Source organism: Micromonospora sp. NPDC052213 (genome assembly GCF_040679695.1).
Lineage (GTDB): Bacteria > Actinomycetota > Actinomycetes > Mycobacteriales > Micromonosporaceae > Micromonospora.
In genome coordinates this window covers 1-17,907 of record NZ_JBFAVI010000141.1, presented here as the reverse complement: position 1 = coordinate 17,907, position 17,907 = coordinate 1, and the positions used below count along the sequence as shown (strand labels likewise).

Here is a 17,907-nt window from a genome sequence, read left to right as displayed (position 1 = left end):
CAAACCCCGTGGGTGTTAAAAACACTATCCGCATCAACCCTGGGGGCGGGGGGGGGCCCGCCCCCGTCCCCCCCCGCCCCCCCGCACCCCTGGTCAGCAGCTCGGCGTCCGCGCCGGGACGACCGGTTCGAACCGGACGGCGTCGGCCCGGTGATGGCCGACCTGCTGCGCCGACAGGCGCACCGTGGCGGTCGCCGGGTCGAGGTGCCACGCGCCCAGCACCCGCCACTGCCCGGCGTCCCTGGTCTGGTCGACCGTCCGGGTGTCGGTGCCGGCGGTGTGCGCCACCCGGTAGGTGGCCGCGGTGGTGGTGGTGGAGTTCGTCGGATACCACACGCTGACCCGGTAGGCGCCGGCCGGCAGCGTGGGCCGCCATGTGGCGACGGCGCCCGTGCCGCCGCCGGCGACGCGGGTGGTGCTCTCGGCGTACCCCTTGAGCGTGCTGGCGGTCCAGCCGCCCGTCTCGGTGTAGCCGTCCTGGCCGTCGTCGACGACGACCGCCCGCGTCGGGTCCGGTGTGCCGACGGGTACCGCCGTCCGCCCGACCGCCCCGGCCGCGTGCAGGGCCACCTCGTGCAGCGCGCCGACGCTCGCGCCGGGCGGAGCCGTGATCGTGAAGCTCACCTGCTGCGCGGCGTTCGGCGCCAGCGCGACCGGGATGGACGCCGGGGTGCTGCTCCATCCCTCCGGCAGGCCGAGGGCGGCGCAGCCGCTCGCGCCCGCCAGGGCGGTCGCGGTGATGGTGGCCGTGACCGTGGTGCTGCCCCCGGGCGCCGCCACCGGGTCGACGGAGAGCCCGGTGATCCGGGGCTGCACCGTGGCCGGATCCACCGGTCGGAACCGGACGGCGCTGACCCGGTGGAAGGCCGGGTCGTCGACGGTGATCCGGACGAAGCCGTCCTCGCCGGCGGCGAACGGGAAGGTCCCGAGGACCCGCCAGGTGCGCGCGTCCTGCTGCTGGTCGACCCGCACCGGCGTCTCCCCGTCGCGGTGCCGCACCAGGTAGTCGGCCTCCCTGGTGGTGTCGGCGTTGGACGGGTACCAGACGGCGACCTCGTACCACCCGGCCTCGGTCAGGGCCGGCCGCCAGGTGGCGGTGCCGCCGAGTTTGCCCTCCGCGCTGAAGCGCGACGGGACCCCGTTGTACCCGGCCAGGCTGCTGGCGAGCCACTCTCCGGTCTCCGTGTACCGGGGGCGGATGTCCTGCGGGGTGACGATGACATCCTCGCTGGCGATCCGTACCTGCGCCGTGGTCGCGGCGCCGTCGTCGAGCGTCGCGGTCACCCGGTACGCCTGGTCGCGTTCGGCCGAGGCGGGTGAGGTGAGGGTGAAGCGGTACGCCTCCTCCCCTCGGGCGGCGACCTCGTACGGCACGCTGGCCGGTGTGATCGTCCAGCCGGCGGGCGGGGTCAGGCGCAGCGTGCCCCGGGCGGTGGCCGGGCCGACGTTGAGCACGCTGGCGGTGACCGTGGTGGCGTCGCCCGGGTCGGCGAGTTCCGTCGGTGCCGCGACGAGGGCGCTCAGCCGGGTCGGTGGCTTGACGGTGAGCCGACCGGCGGTCAGCGCCACCTCGCCGCCGCGCCAGCTCACCGTCCCCTTGAGCGCCACCGTGCCGGCGGCGTCGGGCGCGGCGGTCAGCGCGTAGCGCCAGGTGGCCGCCGCCCCTGCCGGCACGGTGGACGGCTGCGTGCCCTCCGGCCGGGCCGACCAGCCCGCCGGGAGGTCCAGCGTGACCGCCGGGTCGGTGATGGTGGCGGAGCCGTCGTTGCGGACGGTCACGGCGAGCCCCACGGTGTCGCCGGGGGTGGTGTGGGGTGAGGCGGGGGTCACCGCGCCGCAGACCGGCGCCCCGGGCGGGCAGCGGCCGGTCACCGCCGGCGGCAGGCGCAGGGTCGCCTCGTCGGTCTGGGCGGCGTCGGTGCTGATCCGGTACCGGAACGACGTGTCGAGATCCTCGACCGGGATCGTCCACTCGTTCGGGTAGATCCGGTCCGCCTGCTCGTGCCAGGTGGCGCCGCCGTCGGTCGACCAGTGCAGGGTCGCCGGGGCCTCGGTGGCCGCCTGCAGGTAGGCGTCGTAGCCGGTGCCGTCCGGCCGGGTCAGCAGCATCCCGCGGGCGGTCCCGATCGGGCTCGCGTCGTCGAAATGGTAGCTGTCCCGCCCGACGTCGGCCTGCCCGCCGCCGACCTGGTGGGCGACGTCCGGCACCGACACGCCACGGACGACCAGCGCGGTGACACCCCGGCCGGAGACGGTGACCGGCAGGGTCGCCCCGCGCATCGTGGTGGCGGCCCGGGAACCGTTGTCGCGGATCACCTCGACCTTGTACTCCCGGTCCGGGCGCACCCCGCTGACCTTGGGGTCGAAGCGCACGACGCTGCGGGAGGTGCCGGTCGCCTCGTTGGTCAGGCTGAGGTAGAGGCTGTCGTTGCCGTGCCCGGTGACCCAGTTCAACTGCGGGTCGGCGACGTCGACGATGCCCTTGGGCAGGTACGGCCAGACGCCGTCCTCACCGTAGAACGTGCCGGGCTGATGGCCGTAGACGTGGTACTTGAAGTAGACGTAGTTGGTCTCGAACGCGGCCGGGAAGCTGATCTTCCCGCGCGAGCGGTACGCGTGCTCGGCGAGCAGGTAGTCCATCGCCAGCCCGAGCTGCGCCGGGATGTGGTGGTAGTAGATGGAGGTGAGTCCGGCCGGGCCGGTCAGCGGGAAGTCCGGGCGCATCTGGGCCGCGGTGAACTCGCGGTAGTAGTAGCCGGGGTAGTTGGTGAAGCGGCCGACGACGAGGTTGTGCGCCACGTCGGCGAGCAGCCCGTCACCGGTGTGGCCGGCGAGCCGCAGCAGGAACGGCGCCCAGATCGGGTTCATCACGAGGCCGCCGCCGGGGTTCTCCCGACCCGCGGCGATCTTGTAGGTGCTCAGCTGCTCGAAGGTCATGCCGTTGGTGGAGACCATCCAGGCCGGCACCTCCTCGGCCGGCACGTCCTTCTTCGGGTAGTCGTAGGTCACGGGAGGCTTCCAGCGGTCCACCTGCGCGTCGATCCACCCGTCGGCGTTGACGGTGATGTCGCCCTCGGGCACCGGGCGCACCATCGTCTGCGTGACGAACCGCTTCGCCTCGGTGTAGGCGGCGTTCAGGTAACGCTTCTCGCCGGTCTCCTCGTACAGCTCCAGCAGCTCCACCCAGCCCTTGGAGTAGTTGAACTGGAAGCCGTTCTCGGCGATGTTCGTCGTGTACGGCGGGTCGATCTGGGCGGTGACGTAGCGGTCCGCCTCGGCCTTCGCCTCCGCCAGGTACGCCGGGTCGCCGGTGAGCCGCCACGCCGCGAGCGGGGTGCTGACCGGCGTCCGGCTGTCCTTGCGGGGGCTCTCCTCGATCGACTTCAGGGCCAGTTCGTGCAGGCCGGCCACCTGGCCCCGGGTCTGCTGGTAGAGCGGCACGAGGGTGGAGGCGTCCCCGGCCACGCTGCCGACGCGCCAGGCGTTGGTGTCGCCGTAGACCGGGTTCTGCTTGATCGGGGTCCAACCGATGTTGTTGCGCGACACCTGGTACTCCAGGGACGGCCGTGCCCGCTTGTCGTAGAGCTCCCGGTTCCCGGTCAGGTAGTAGGCGCCGAGCAGGACACCGCTGGTGGCGGTGCGCACCGCCCGGTCGTTCTCGGTGTCCACGAAGCCCTTCGCCCGGTCCCACCAGCCCGACAGGGATCGCTGGTAGGTCTCGCTGTCGTCGGCGTCGGAGTCCCGCATCACCAGGTCGACCAGGTTGTGCACCGTGTCGGTCAGCGAGGTGTCGTAGATGTTGCGCCGGTAGGCGGAGTAGTCGTACTCGTCGCGGACCAACCGGGTGTAGGCCTGGTACATGGTCGCGGGCTGGGCGTAGACGCCGAAGGTGAACCGGTGCCGCTGCCCGGCATCGAGCGGCGAGTGCCGGCCGACCTGCGGCGCGAAGGCGGTCGGCTGCACCCCGCCGGTGTCGTTGCGCAGGCTCATCCCGAACGGTTGCCCGTCCGCGCCGACCTCGCGCTGGTGCTCGAACGGGATCGCCTCGGCGGGTGCGTACACCCCGCTGGTCACCTGCTGTCCGGCGACGGTGCGTTCCAGCATGCAGGCCGGGGCCATCAGCTCCCAGGCGCTCAGGGCCTCGGCGCCGTAGACGACCCGGGCGTGCTGGCGGCTGCCGCAGAGCACCTCGTCGACGTCGCCGAAGGCGGTGACGTCGAGGGACTGGTAGCCGACGACGAAGTTGTCGGCGCGGCGGGCGGTCAGGGTCCACGACGCCTCGGGGTTGTCGCCCGCGACCGACCAGCGGACGGTCAGTTCGTACGCCCCGGGCGCCCCGGTGCGCAGCTCGACGGTGCGACTGTCGACGGTGCGGAGTCCGGTGAAGCCGACCCAGCCGGGGTTCATGGAGCTGTAGTAGTCGGTCGGTGTGCCGTTCGCGCCGCTGAGCACGAGCCACTGCTCGTCGAAGCGGCGCTCGGCGTCGGTGACGGGCAGCCAGCCGCCGGGGGTGCGGACCTTGATGTCCCGCAGGTACGTCTGCCCGCCGCGCCAGGTGGCGTGGTGAAAGATCATCCGGTGGTGGTCGCCCTCGATGGTGGCCACCTGCCGGATGCGCAGGTCGGGCTTGTCCGTCTCGCGCAACGGGGTGGCGAAGGGAGCCTGGTCCTGGTTGGTCGGCGCCGCGACGGCCGTCCCGGAGGGCAGCACCAGTGCCGCCAGGACGAGGAAGAGGGTGAGTAAGGAACGATGCCGCCTCGATACTGTGGGCTTCACATCCATGAAATGGATAGTTAATGCAATCAATTCCCGTGTCAAGGGCGCCCGTCGGGAGGGGTATGCGTGCTCGGTGGTAGACGCTCCGTCCCGCTTCGCGCCGTACGGCGCGACGTCAGTCGCCCCAGGGCGGCTCGCGGCCTCCGTGCGTATCTGACCCACATGGCGGATGCCTATTGCACGAGGTGGTAGGTGAAGCTACTGTCCTCAACACGCTCTTCACCGCGACGAAACAGACCGAAGCCTCGCCCTCGTTGGCCGAGCGGCTCCGCCAACCGGTGATCGAACAGGAGTAGGACATGAAGCAACCAGAGCTCACCCGCCGGTCCTTGCTGCGGATCCTGGGCGTGGGTGCGGCCGCGACCGCGGCGGGCGGGCTGACCACCGCGTGCAACCTGGTCGGCAGTGGCGACGGGTCCAGCGGGGACACGGTGACGATCAAGGTCATGCTGGTGCCCGACCCCTCCGGCGCCTCCCAGTTCTACCGCGAACAGTTCGACCTGTTCGAGGAGAAGAACCCGGGCATCAAGGTCCAGGTCATCGAGAACCCGAGCGACCAGCAGATCAACGCCATCGAACTCAGCTTCCAGCAGGGCAACGCGCCGGACGTCTTCCGCGCCCAGGACCAGGGCTTCGACCGCATCTTCGAACGCGGCTGGATCGCGCCGCTCGACCAGTACGTCACCGACGAGTTCAAGGCCCGGTTCCCCGAGGGCAGCCTCGACCCCGCCACGTCCGGACTGCACCGCGACGGCAGGCTCTACACGCTGCCGCTGGTCTGGGGAAAGTGGTCCGTGGTGCGGTTCCTCCTGGTGAACAACACCGCCGCGAAGACGGGCGGGGTCACCGCCGCCCCGAAGACCTGGGAGGAGTTGGAGCAGGCTGCCGCCGCGATCACCCGCGCCGGCGGGGGCAGGACGTTCGGCTTCGCGGGCCCGTGGAGCAAGAGCGTCCTGGCCCGCATGCTCCAGCACACCGCCGGACCGGCCTCGATCGACAACGGCATCGACCTGCGCACCGGCCGGGCGGCCGTCACCCACCCGTCGCTCGCCGCGGCGGTCGACCTGCTCAGGCGGATGCACGCCGCGAAGAGCATGACTCCGGGCTGGGAGACCTGGACGGACGCGGGCAAGGTGCACACCGCGTTCGCCAAGGGCGAGCTGGCGATGTTCCTCGCCTCCCCGTTCCAGATCAACGAGGTCCGCAAGCTGAACCCGCAGCTCGACATGACCATCGCGGCCGTGCCCGTGCCGGCGGCCGGGCGCGGCGGCTACTCGGGACAGACGGCGAGCTTCAGCCCGCTGTGGTCCATGTCGGCCCAGTCCAAGCACCCGGAGCAGGCGTGGAAGGTGATGGACTTCCTCGCCTCCAAGGAGTTCCACCGGGCGTACTACGAGAAGTTCGGCACCCTGACCGCCCTGGAGAGCGCCTGGCAGGACAAGGCGGCGAACAACGCGGACCAGAAGGCGATCATGGACGTCGCCACGCAGACCGTGCGGCTCATCCCCAACCCGATCCTCGCCACCAAGGGCGGCGCGCAGCTGATGGCGGCCATCCGCGGCAAGCAGGATCTCCAGTGGTCCGAGATCGCCCTGCCGGCCATCCTGCGCAACCAGCCCTTCGGTCCGGCCGCCGCGAACCTCAACGGCAAGCTCGACGCCTTCATCGACGAGCAGATCAAGACCCTGTCGGGCAAGGGGGTGCCGGCCTCGCGCGCCGACCTCACCTTCCCCGGGTGGGACCCGCTGCAGCCGTTCACCCCGAGCCAGAAGTGACCAGCACCCCCACCGTCGCCCCGGGCGGCGCCGCCGAACCGGCGGCGGCGCCACCCCGGCCCACTCCCGCCGCCGCCCGGCGCCGCCGCCCCGGCAGGCTGCGCCGGCACGCCTGGCAGTACGTCTTCCTCGCCCCGATGCTGCTGCTCTTCGTGGCCTTCACGCTCTGGCCGATGGTGGCGAGCTGGTGGTACTCGTTCTTCGACTGGGACGGGGTGGGCCCGGCCACCGAGTGGGTCGGCCTCGCCAACTTCACCGAGGTGCTCGGCAACGAGCGGTTCTGGCACGCCTTCCGCAACTCGTTCCTCTTCTCCCTGGCCGCGATCTGCGTCGAGATGCCGCTGGCGCTGCTCGTGGCGATCCTGCTCAACAGCCGCCGGCTGCGCGGGCGCAACCTCTACCGGCTGTTCCTGTTCCTGCCGGTGGTGACCACCACGGCGGTGGTCGGCATCGTCTTCGCGGTCCTGCTGGACCCGGCCGGCGGGTTCGTCAACGAGGTGCTGCGCTCCGCCGGGATCGTCGACTCGCCGGTGAGCTTCCTGTCCGAGTCGTCGGCCCTGCCGACGGTCATGGCGGTCGACGTGTGGAAGGGCTTCGGCATCACCCTCGTCTACTGGCTCGCCGCGCTGCAGACCGTCCCCGAGGACCTGTACGAGGCGGCGAAGGTCGACGGCGCGAACGGGCGCCAGACGCTGCGGCACGTCACCCTCCCGGTGATCGCCCCGATCGGCGTGGTGATCCTGCTGCTCACCTTCCAGAAGAGCATGAACCCGTTCGACCTGGTGCAGGCGATGACGCAGGCCGGCCCCAACTACGCCACCGACGTGGTCGCCACCTACATCTACCGGTACGCCTTCAACCCCGAACTCAACGCGCCCCGCTACGGCTTCGCCTGCGCCGCCGGCGTCGTCTTCGGGGTCATCACGCTGGTGATGACGGCACTGCAGGCACCGCTGCTGCGCCGGCAGTACCTGAAGGGGAGCCGCTGATGCGTCGGATGCACCTCTGGCACCTGCTGCTGGTGCCGCTCTGCGCGGTCTGGGTCTACCCCTTCGTCTGGATGGTCTCCACGGCCTTCAAGTCGGAGCGGGAGGTCTTCCTCGGCGGGCTCTCGGTGCTGCCGGAGGAGTGGAGCCTCGACAACTTCACCCGGGCCTGGGACACGGCGCACTTCGGCACCTACCTGTCCAACACGGTCGTCTTCTCCGTCACCACCGTGGCCATCGTCCTGCTGGTCTCCGCCACCTCCGGGTACGCCCTCGGCCGGGGCGACCTGCCCGGCAAGAAGGTGATCGTCGGGCTGCTCATCGCCACCATGTTCATCCCGCACGGCTACACGATCATTCCGATCTTCAAGCTGGTCGACGGGCTCGGGCTGAGCAACGGGCTGCTCGGTGCGGTGCTGGCCACCGCCGGGCCGGCGCACGTCGTACCCATCCTGCTGTTCATGGGGTACTTCGCCGGCATGCCGCAGGAACTGGAGGACGCGGCCCGGATCGACGGCGCCGGCTACCCGCGCATCTTCTTCCGGATCATGTTGCCGCTGGCCAAGCCGGTGATCGGCACCGTGGCGCTGTTCAACTTCATGGCGGCGTGGAACGCCTTCTTCATCCCGCTGGTGTTCACCCTGGGGCGGCCGGAACTGCGCACGCTCGGCGTCGGCATGTACAGCTTCTTCGGCCAGGAGGCCACCGACTGGGGCGGACTGGCCGCCGCGGCGACGATCAGCCTGCTGCCGATCATCGCGATCTTCCTGTTCCTGCAGCGTACGTTCGTGGAGGGGATCGCCGGTGCCGTCAAGTCCTGACACTGTGCTCGCGCACCCGGTGTCCGCCGAGCGCTACGAACTCGGCGAGGGTCCGCGGCTGGATCCGCGCACCGGTGAACTGCTCTGGGTGGACATCCGCGCCGGCCGGCTGTGGCGGGGGCGCTTCGGCGGCGACCGGATCGAGGTGCTGGCCGGGTACGACGTCGGGGCGGCGACCGGGGCCGTGGCGCCGCTCGCCGCCGCCGGCGCGGGCTGGGTCGTGGCGGCCGGGCGGGGGTTCCGGCACGTCTCGGCCGACGGCACGGTACGCCCGCTCGGTGGTGACGTCGCCGCGCCGCGCACCCAGATGAACGACGGCGGCTGCGACCCGTACGGCCGGTTCCTCGCCGGAAGCCAGATCCTGGGCGGCGCGGAACCCTGGTCCGGCGCGCTCTACCGGCTGGAGCCGGACGGCTCGGTGGCGACGGTGCTGGACGGCGTCGGGTGCGCGAACGGGCTCGGGTTCGACCCCGCGGGGGAGACGATGTACCACGTGGACAGCCGGCGCCGCCGACTCACCGGCTACCGCTACGACCCGGCGGCCGGCGCGGCCGGCGACCCGCGGGTCCTCGTCGACTGCGACGACGCCACCCCCGACGGCCTCTGCGTCGACGCCGAGGGTTGCCTCTGGGTGGCGATGTGGGACGGCTGGTGCGTCCGCCGCTTCGCCCCGGACGGCACCCCGCTGGCCCGGGTGCGGCTGCCGGTGCCCCGGCCGACCGCCGTCTGCCTGGTCGCCGGCACCCTCGTGGTGACGACGGCCTGGATCGGGCTGGACGAGGCGACCCGGCGCGCGGCGCCGGACAGCGGCCGGATCTTCGCCGTCGACGTCGGGATCGACGCGGCGCCGGCGCACACCTGGGGGGCGGCGTGAAGATCACACACCTGGAGCTGCTGACCGTGCCGCAGGACACGAGCGCCATGCTGCTGGTGGTCGTGCACACCGACGCCGGCGAGTACGGCGTCGGCGAGGTCGGCATGCGCTCCCGCTGGCGGGCCGTCCGCGGCGCGGTCGAGGACTTCGCCGAGCAGCTGGCGGGCGCCGATCCGAGCCGGATCGAACACCTCTGGCAGGTCCTCTCCCGGTCGGGGTTCTTCCCGGCGAACGGGGTGCTCGCCTCCGTGCTCGCCGCGATCGACGTGGCGCTGTGGGACCTGCGCGGCAAGACACTCGGCGTGCCGCTGCACCAACTGTTCGGCGGCGCCTCCCGGGACCACGTCGAATGCTATGTGCACGTCCGCGTCGGCGACGCCAGGGACCCGGCCGCGACGGTGGCCGAGGCCGAGCGGCTCGTGGCAGCCGGATGGCGGTACCTGCGGGTGCCGGCGAACAGCCCGGACGCCGACGGCGAGTACGACCAGCGGAGGGCCCTGCGGCACACCGTCGCGACCGTGGAACGGCTCCGCGCCGCGCTGGGCGACGACGTCGAGCTGCTGCTCGACGTACACACCCGGTTGGAGCCCCCGCAGGCCGTGACGCTGTGCCGGGAGTTGGAGCCGTTGCGGCCGTACTTCGTCGAGGACCCGCTGCGCAGCGAACACCTCGACGGCTACCGGATGCTGCGCCGGCGCACCGCCGTCCCGCTGGCGGCGGGTGAACAGCTCGGCACGAAGTGGGAGTTCCGGCCGCTGATCGAGGGTGAGCTGATCGACCACGCCCGCGTCGACGTGGCCAACACGGGGCTCACCGAGGCCCGCAAGATCGCGGCGATGGCCGAGGCCCACCACATCAACCTGGCCACCCACAACCCGCTCGGCCCGGTCACCGCCGCCGCCTCCGCACACCTGAACCTGGTCCTGCCCAACGTCTCCGTCCAGGAGCAGCCGTGGCCCGAGTTCCCGCCCTCGCCGGTGCTGACCGCCGGCCCCGTGCTGACTTCCGGCCGGATCAGGCCGGCGGAGCGGCCCGGCCTCGGCATCGAGCTCGACCTCGCCGCCGCCCGCGGGCTCGACCCCGGCGGTCCGGCCCCGCTGCCGGTCTACCACCGCCGCGACGGCTCCTTCACGAACTGGTGACCGGGATGCGGGTACTGGTGACCGGCGCGGCCGGCGGGGTGGCCGGGCTGCTCGTGCCGCAACTCGCCGGAGAACACGAGCTGCGGCTGACCGACCTGCGCGCCCCGCAGCCGGTCGGGCCGGCGGAGGTGGTGCCCGGCGACCTCGCCGACCGGGGGTTCGCCGAGCGGCTCTGCGCCGGGGTGGACGCGGTCGTGCACCTGGCCGGGAACCCGCGGCCGGGCGAGGGCTGGGACCGGCTGCACGGCCCCAACGTCGAGGTGCCGACCCGGGTCCTGGCGGCGGCCGCGGAGGCGGGCGTACGCCGGGTGGTGCTCGCCAGCTCCGTCCACGTCCTCGGCGGCTACCACCCACCGGCCGCCCGGCCCGCGCCCGGTCCGATACGCGACTCGTGGCCGCCCCACCCGTGCTGCCGCTACGGCGCCACCAAGGTCTTCGGCGAGGCCGCCGCCCGGGTGTACGCGGACTCGGGTGCCCTCTCCGTGGTCTGTCTGCGCCTCGGCGGCTGCCGTCCCGTGCCGCCGACGCACGGCTGGTTCGACGCCTGGCTCGGCCCGGCGGACCTGGGCCAGGCGGTACGCCGGGCCCTGCGGGCCGACGTCCGCTTCGGGGCGTACACCATCACCTCGGCGAACACCCGGGCGCTCTTCGACCTCGACGCGGCCCGGCGCGACCTCGGTTACGCGCCGGTCCTGGACTCGGAGGCGTACCGGGACAGCGCGCCCGACGGCCCGTCGACGCTGTGCCGGGGCGGGCAGGGCTGAGCCCGTCGCGGGTCAGCCCACCCGGTCGAGGAACTGCCGCGATCGCCGCACCACCAGCGCCGTCGCCTCCGCGTCGTACGACGGCAGCGAACTGTCGGCGAACAGGTGCTGGTCGCCCGGGTAGACGCACAGCTCGCCCAGGTCGGCTCCGACCGTCGCGACCAGTTCGCGTGCGGCGTCGATGTCGCCCTCCAGCGCGAAGAACGGGTCCTTGTCCATGCCGTGGATCTGCACCGGGACCCCGGTGGGCCACGGCCCGACGGCCCACTCGCCGGTGATCGGAAGGCAGGCTTCGTAGAGCAGCGCGCCGCGCGCGCCGGGCCGGGTCTGGGCCATCCGCTGGGCCGTGGCGGCGCCGAAGGAGATGCCGGCATAGACCAGCTCTCCGGGGAGGTCGGCCACGGCTCGGTCGGCGCGCTCGTCGAGCACCTCACCTCCGATGCGCCGGGTCAGCGCGAGCCCGTCCTCGAGGGTCGCCGGTCGTTCGCCGTCGAACAGGTCCGGCGTGTGCACCGTGTGTCCGCCGGCGCGTAACTGCTCGGCGAACGCGCGCATCCCGTCGGTGAGCCCCTGCACGTGGTGGAACAGCACGACTTCGGCCATCTCTACACTCCTGACATCGGACGGCGAGGATCAAACGATCCACAATATTAGAACGGTCGAGAAATGTCGGTCAATGAGCGGATCCCGGACTACGACCTCGAAGAGATGCTCGTGGTCACCGCGCCCGAGCAGCTGCGGGCGCTGGCCGACCCGCTGCGCGCCACGCTCCTGGAGCTGCTCCTCGAACGGGCCGCCACGGTCACCGAGATGGCCCAGGCGGTCGACCGCCCCAAGAGCAGCGTCGCCTACCACGTGAACCTTCTCGTCGACGTCGGTCTCCTGCGCGTGGTCCGTACCCGCCGCGTTCGGGCGATCGAGGAGCGGTACTACGGCCGGGCCGCCCGTACGTTCTACGTCGGCGTGCTCAGCCGCAGCGAGGACAAGCAGGTCGTGGCCGCCATCAACGGGCTCGCGCAGGCGACCGCCGAGTCGGCTGCCGCCCACGCGGCCGACGACCTGCGGTGCACACTCGTGCACGCCCGTATCCCCGTCGAGGAGGTACGCAACTTCTGGGCGCAGGTCCAGGAACTCGCCCGCCGGTTCGCCCAGATCCCCCGGTCCGGCGACCAGGTGTACGGCTTCGTCGCCGGCCTCTACCCCACCGACGCTCCCACCCTCCCCGACGCCGGGCCATCGGATGCTGTCAATCGCTCCGTGCCGGCCGATCCGTCCGATGTACCCTGACCGGCAGGCCCTCCGGTCGGACGTCACACCCTTCTGACCTGCCCCGGGTGGCCTGCACTTCCCCTCGACCGGCGCGCCGGACCTGGCCGTCGACGCGCGGCGCAGGACCGGACCGGCCAACCCCACCCGGCATGCAGGTCGCCGCAGTGGTTGCGGAGAGCGGGAGGCGCGGGTGTTCGACATGCGTCGGCGTGAGCCAGGCCGACGGCGGCGCGGCGCACGGTACGACTGATGGCAGGTATGCCAGGACCGACGGAACGGGCGCGCCGATGACCGCCGGCGACCCGCGCGACCTCCTGAGGGATCACGCCGAGCCCCAGCGCGCCACCTACGTCGAGCTCTTCTTCGACGTGATCTTCGTCTTCGCGCTGACCCGGCTGTCCCACACCCTGTTCAGCGACCTCACCTGGCTCGGCGCGCTGCACACCGGGATCCTGCTCGCCGCGTTCTGGTGGGTCTGGGTCTTCACCGCCTGGACCACCAACCGCCTCAACCCCGCCCAGCCCGCGATCCAACTCGTGATCATCCCGATCATGCTCGGCACCCTGATCATGGCGGGCGCGGTGCCCAAGGCGTTCGCCGAGGACGGCATGATCTTCGCCGCCGCCTACGTCCTCATCCAGGTCGGCCGCGCACTGTTCGTCACGGTCGCGATGCACGGCCAGGAGGTGACGATCGGCTCCCTGCAGCAGTTCATCTGGTCCTGCATCTCCGGAGTGCTGTGGATCGCGGGCGCGCTGACCGACGGCAACACCCGGGTGGTGATCTGGCTCGTCGCCGCCGTCCTCGGGTACGTCATGAGTCGGCTGGACTTCCGGCTGCCCAAGCTCGGTCCGGCCCGGATCACCACGCAGGCGGTCTCCGCGGAGCACCTCGCCGAGCGCTACCAGCAGATCATGATCGTCGCGTTCGGTGAGTCGATCCTGGCGGCCGGCGGACAGTTCGCCGCGCTCGGCTTCGAGCGGGACCGGGTGATCGCGTTCCTGCTGACGTTCGCCATCACCACGCTGCTGTGGCGCATCTACTTCTACCGGGCCGGGCTGCTGCTCCCGGCCGTGATCGCGGCGAGCACCACGCCGGCGGTGTTCAGCCGGTCCGCCTCGTACGCCCACCTGCTCATGGCCGGCGGCATCGTGCTCAGCTCGGTCGGCGACGAAATCATCATCACCCACCCGTTCGCCGGGCCCAACCTCGCCTGGTCCGCCGTCATCCTCTGCGGACCGGCGATCTACCTGGCCGGCCGGGCCCGACTCGACTACCTGTCCTTCAGCCGGGTCGCCCTGTCCCGGGTGATCGGACTGCTCCTGCTGGTCGCGCTGGCGCCCGTGGTCGCGTTCCTTCCGCCAATCCTGATCGCCGTGGTGGCCGTCGTCATCCTCGGCGGGATCGCCGCGACGGACGCCGTCTCCTGGAGGGTCCGTCCCAGCGAACCGACCCCGCCACCGCCGCCCCGCGGGCGAGAACCACGCCCCTAGCGCCCCGCCGCGCCGGCCGCCGCGCGCCGGCCGACGGTGGTCACGGGTCGGTAGCGATGTATGCGCACCCTCCGATCGGCTGTGGCGGCGACCTGACATGTCCAGTGTTCGCCAGGCGCAGCCGTAGCGCGGCCGCCCCCGTCTTCACGAAGCTTTGCCCCACCGGTACGGAGCTCAGGTACCGGCAGAAGGAGGGGCCAGGTCAATGCGAACAAGAAGATCGACGCTGCTCGGCGTCGCGCTCGCCGCGACACTCGTCGCGACCGTCGGCGCGAGCGCGCACGGCAAGCCGCCGGCGCCTGCCGGCGAGGTAACCGCCGCCGTACCACCGCCGTCGAAGGCGGCACGGGTCACCCTCGTGACCGGTGACGTGGTCACGGTGACGACGCAGGGCGGCAAGCCGGCGATCACCGTCACCCCGCACGACGGCCCGGTCGGCAACTTCCGCACCTACTCGGTCGGCACCGACGTGTACGTCGTACCGTTGGCTGTCGAGCCGTTCATCGCGTCCGGCCAGGTGGACAGGCGGCTGTTCAACGTCACGGGCCTGATCGCGCAGGGCTACGACGACGCGCACGCCACGTCGATCCCGCTGATCGTGAAGTACCCGGCCCGGGCGGCGGGCAAGGCCGCACCGGCCGCCCCCGCCGGCAGCCGGATGAAGCGGAGCCTGCCCAGCGTCCGGGGCGCCGCCATCGCCGCTGACAAGAAGCAGGCCGCCACGTTCTGGGAGGCCGTCGACGACGACACCGCCAGGGCCCGTACCCCCAAGGCCCGGCTCGCCGGGGGCATCGAGCGGATCTGGCTGGACGGCAAGGTGAACGCCCTGCTCGACGAGAGCGTGCCGCAGATCGGCGCGCCGGCCGCGTGGGCCGCCGGATACGACGGCACCGGCGTGAAGGTCGCCGTGCTGGACACCGGCGCGGACCTGAACCACCCGGACCTGGCCGGCAAGATCGCTGAGAGCCAGAGCTTCGTGCCGGGTGAGTCCGTCCAGGACGGGCACGGGCACGGCACCCACGTCGCCGCCACGATCGCCGGCACGGGCGCGGCCTCCGGCGGCAAGTACAAGGGCGTCGCGCCCGGCGCGCAACTGCTCGTCGGCAAGGTGCTGAGCGACGCGGGTGGCGGCGAGGAGTCGTGGATCATCGCCGGGATGGACTGGGCGGCCCACTCGGGCGCGAAGGTCGTCTCGATGAGCCTGGGCGGCACGGCCGGCGACGGAGCCGACCCGATGTCCGAGGCGGTCGACCAGCTGACGGCCGAGACGGGCGTGCTGTTCACCATCGCGTCCGGGAACTCCGGGCCCGGGGCGACGACTGTCGGCTCGCCCGGCATCGCCGCGTCGGCGCTGACGGTCGGCGCCGTGGACCGCGCCGACGCGGTCACCTCCTTCTCCAGCCGTGGCCCGCTCGCCAGCGGCGCCCTCAAGCCGGAGATCACCGCCCCCGGCGCGAACATCGTCGCCGCCCGGGCGGCCGGCACCAGCATGGGCACCCCCGCGGGCGACCACTACACCGCCGCCAGCGGCACCTCCATGGCCACCCCGCACGTGGCGGGTGCGGCCGCGATCCTGGCCCAGCAGCACCCGGACTGGACTCCGGCGCGGCTGAAGGGCCAGCTCGTCAGCACGGCGAAGACCACGGCGGACACCTCGGTGTACGCCCAGGGCGCCGGCCGCACCGACGTGAGCCGCGCCGTGCGGCAGCCGGTGTCCGGGCCCGGCGTGGTCGACTTCGGCCTGCAGGCGTGGGAGTCGACCGCCCCGGTCGCCAAGCAGATCACCTACGTCAACGACGGCGACCAGCCGGTCACCCTCGCGCTGGCGACCAAGGGCTCCGACGGGCAGTTGCCGGCCGGGGCGCTGACGTTGGGCGCCGACACGGTGACCGTGCCGGCCCGTGGCGCGGCCGACGTGACGGTCACCGCCAACAGCGGCGTGGTGCCGGTCGGGACGTACGGCGCGCACGTCACTGCCACCTCCGCCGACGGCGGGACGGTCGTGACGACGGCCGTCGGCTTCGTCCGGGACCCGGAGCGCTTCAACGTGAGCGTGAAGCTGACGGACCTGGACGGCAAGGCGCCGGCGTCCACCTACAGCAGCATCTGGGTCTTCGATCTCGACGATCCCGGGCCCGCCGACATCCACTTCATCCTCGGCGCCGAGGGCACCCTGGAGCTGAGGCTGCCCCGCGGCGAGTACGCCTTCGCATCGGGCACCTACCGGTTCACCCCTGACTATCTGCAGGTCCGGGACCACGTCTACGGCGCGGAATCAGGCGTGCTCGTCGACTCCGACCGCACCATCACCTTCGACGGCAGCAAGTCGAGCCAGGTCGGCATCCAGACGCCCAAGCCGAGCCAGCCGCAACGCGTCCGGCTGGGGATGTCGCTGCTGAAGGACGACAAGTCGCTCATGTACGGGCTGCAGACCGAATTCAACGGCCACACGAAGCTGCACGCCATCCCGTCGCAGCTCAAGGACGAGAACCTCGAGCACCGGCTGGCCTGGACCCTGGCGGCACCCTCGTTGGAGGCGCGACTCGTCAGTCCCGGAGCCTTCCCGATCACGCCGGAGTACGTCGGCGGCTGGGTCGGCTCCGCGCGCTTCGACGGCACCCAGGTCCTGCGCGTGGTGGACGCCGGCATCGGACGGCCGCAGGACTACGCGGGCAAGGCCGTCAAGGGCACGCTGGCGCTGGTACGGCGCAGCAACGACGTCACCCCGTCGCAGCAGATCGAGAACGCGGCGGTGGCCGGCGCCGGCATGATCATCATCTACAACGACGTCCCCGCGCAGTGGGGTACCGACGTCTACCGGAAGACCCCGACCGTCATCCCGGCCATGACCCTCTCCGGCGAGCAGGGCGCTCGACTGGCCGGTCTCGCCCGCCGCGGCGACGTCATGATCCAGCTCAAGGGGACGGCGGTGAGCCCGTACTCCTACGAGCTGCTCAAGTACCAGCACGGCATCTCGGCCGACCAGCGCTACCAGGTCAGCGCCGAGGAACTGGCCACGGTCGACACGTCGTTCCACGCCTCGACGCCCGGCACCGAGGCGGGCTACGCCCGGTTCCTCACCTCGCCGCTGCAGTCCTTCATCGTCATGACCCTCATCCGGACGACCATGCCGAGGTCCCTCACCGAGTACGTCACCGCCGGCCGGCCGACGTGGGAGCTCATGGCACCGGCCGGCGTGTGGGAGCCGTTGCCCGGCTTCCAGCAGACGGCCCAGTCGGTGCTGCAGCCCGGGCAGCGACTGACCCGGGCATGGAACAAGCCCGTCGTCCGGTCCGCCATACCCGCCGGCCACCCGGAGGGAGCCGTCCGGATCGGCGACGTGGGCGTCGTGCTTGCCACCGGCCTCCTGGACGCGGCGACCGGTCAGTACTGGACGATGCCGAACAACACCGACAAGGAACTGACCGCCGTGTACCGCGACGGCCAGTTGCTCGGGTCCGCTCCGGCCGCGGCGGTGGCCTTCCCGATGACGCCCGAGCGTGCCGAGTACCGCGTGGTGACGGACGTGCGGCGGGACCAGCCGTGGTGGACGACCTCCACCAAGGTGAACACCGCCTGGACGTTCCACTCCCAGCCGATCGGCGACCGGGCGCTTCTGCCGGTGCTGTCGGTCGGCTACGACCTCGACGTCGCTCTCGACAACAGCGTGCAGGCGCAGTCGACGGCCGACATCAGCCTCGACTTCTGGTACCCGAAGGGCCTGGCCGGCCCGCGGATCCGCGAGGCGAAGCTGTGGGCCTCCTACGACGACGGCGCCACCTGGCAGCAGGTGACCGTCACCGCCGGGGGTGATGCCACCGTCAAGGGCACCGTCAAGAGCCCGGCGCTGGCCGACACCAACGGATTCGTCTCCCTGCGGGTGCAGGCCACCGACGCCGACGGCAACACCGTCGAGCAGACCGTGACCCGCGCCTACAAGCTGCGGGGATAACCGTCCCACGGTCGCCGGCGCGGGGGGCGGTGCGACCTGCTCTGACACGGGTTGT

11 protein-coding genes are annotated in these 17,907 nt (G+C 72.0%); 9 read left to right on the top strand and 2 right to left on the bottom strand.

The window, feature by feature from the left end; genetic code table 11:
* Positions 1-93: 93 nt before the first annotated feature.
* On the bottom strand, positions 94-4,782 hold the full coding sequence (locus AB0L34_RS25870; protein ID WP_363707344.1) for an NEW3 domain-containing protein: 4,689 nt from the start codon (positions 4,780-4,782) through the stop codon (positions 94-96).
* A gap of 293 nt (positions 4,783-5,075) precedes the next feature.
* Here AB0L34_RS25870 and AB0L34_RS25865 point away from each other — a divergent pair, with 293 nt between their 5' ends.
* From AB0L34_RS25865 to AB0L34_RS25840, 6 genes are read left to right on the top strand one after another with little or no spacing between them, the layout of a single operon-like run.
* Positions 5,076-6,551 carry an extracellular solute-binding protein gene (locus AB0L34_RS25865; protein ID WP_363707343.1) on the top strand — a complete coding sequence of 492 codons (1,476 nt, stop codon included), beginning with the start codon at positions 5,076-5,078 and terminating at the stop codon, positions 6,549-6,551.
* A complete protein-coding gene (locus tag AB0L34_RS25860; protein WP_363707341.1) occupies positions 6,548-7,540 on the top strand; it encodes a sugar ABC transporter permease in 993 nt (330 codons plus the stop codon). Before AB0L34_RS25865 ends, AB0L34_RS25860 begins: the two co-directional genes overlap by 4 nt.
* Positions 7,540-8,358 carry a carbohydrate ABC transporter permease gene (locus AB0L34_RS25855; protein WP_363707339.1) on the top strand — a complete coding sequence of 273 codons (819 nt, stop codon included), beginning with the start codon at positions 7,540-7,542 and terminating at the stop codon, positions 8,356-8,358. The genes AB0L34_RS25860 and AB0L34_RS25855 overlap by 1 nt, the downstream gene beginning before the upstream one ends.
* Positions 8,342-9,232: an SMP-30/gluconolactonase/LRE family protein gene (locus AB0L34_RS25850; protein ID WP_363707337.1), complete on the top strand. Its 891-nt coding sequence runs from the start codon at positions 8,342-8,344 to the stop codon at positions 9,230-9,232. Before AB0L34_RS25855 ends, AB0L34_RS25850 begins: the two co-directional genes overlap by 17 nt.
* The gene (locus tag AB0L34_RS25845; protein ID WP_363707336.1) at positions 9,229-10,374 is read left to right on the top strand and encodes a mandelate racemase/muconate lactonizing enzyme family protein; all 1,146 of its coding nucleotides are present in this window, start codon (positions 9,229-9,231) and stop codon (positions 10,372-10,374) included. The genes AB0L34_RS25850 and AB0L34_RS25845 overlap by 4 nt, the downstream gene beginning before the upstream one ends.
* A 5-nt stretch (positions 10,375-10,379) precedes the next feature.
* Positions 10,380-11,138: an NAD(P)-dependent oxidoreductase gene (locus AB0L34_RS25840; RefSeq protein ID WP_363707334.1), complete on the top strand. Its 759-nt coding sequence runs from the start codon at positions 10,380-10,382 to the stop codon at positions 11,136-11,138.
* A gap of 12 nt (positions 11,139-11,150) precedes the next feature.
* Here the strand turns inward: AB0L34_RS25840 and AB0L34_RS25835 are convergent, their stop codons facing one another.
* Entirely contained in the window at positions 11,151-11,741 is a 591-nt protein-coding gene (locus AB0L34_RS25835) for a dienelactone hydrolase family protein (protein ID WP_363707332.1), read from the bottom strand.
* A 63-nt stretch (positions 11,742-11,804) separates the two neighbouring features.
* Here AB0L34_RS25835 and AB0L34_RS25830 point away from each other — a divergent pair, with 63 nt between their 5' ends.
* From AB0L34_RS25830 to AB0L34_RS25820, 3 genes are all read left to right on the top strand, one after another.
* Positions 11,805-12,425, top strand: a complete 621-nt coding sequence (locus AB0L34_RS25830; RefSeq protein WP_363707330.1) for a helix-turn-helix domain-containing protein — start codon at positions 11,805-11,807, stop codon at positions 12,423-12,425.
* A gap of 269 nt (positions 12,426-12,694) precedes the next feature.
* On the top strand, positions 12,695-13,900 hold the full coding sequence (locus tag AB0L34_RS25825) for a low temperature requirement protein A (protein ID WP_363707328.1): 1,206 nt from the start codon (positions 12,695-12,697) through the stop codon (positions 13,898-13,900).
* 205 nt (positions 13,901-14,105) lie between these two features.
* Complete coding sequence (locus AB0L34_RS25820) at positions 14,106-17,852, top strand: S8 family serine peptidase (RefSeq protein WP_363707326.1); 3,747 nt, start codon at positions 14,106-14,108, stop codon at positions 17,850-17,852.
* The last annotated feature ends 55 nt before the right edge of the window (positions 17,853-17,907 follow it).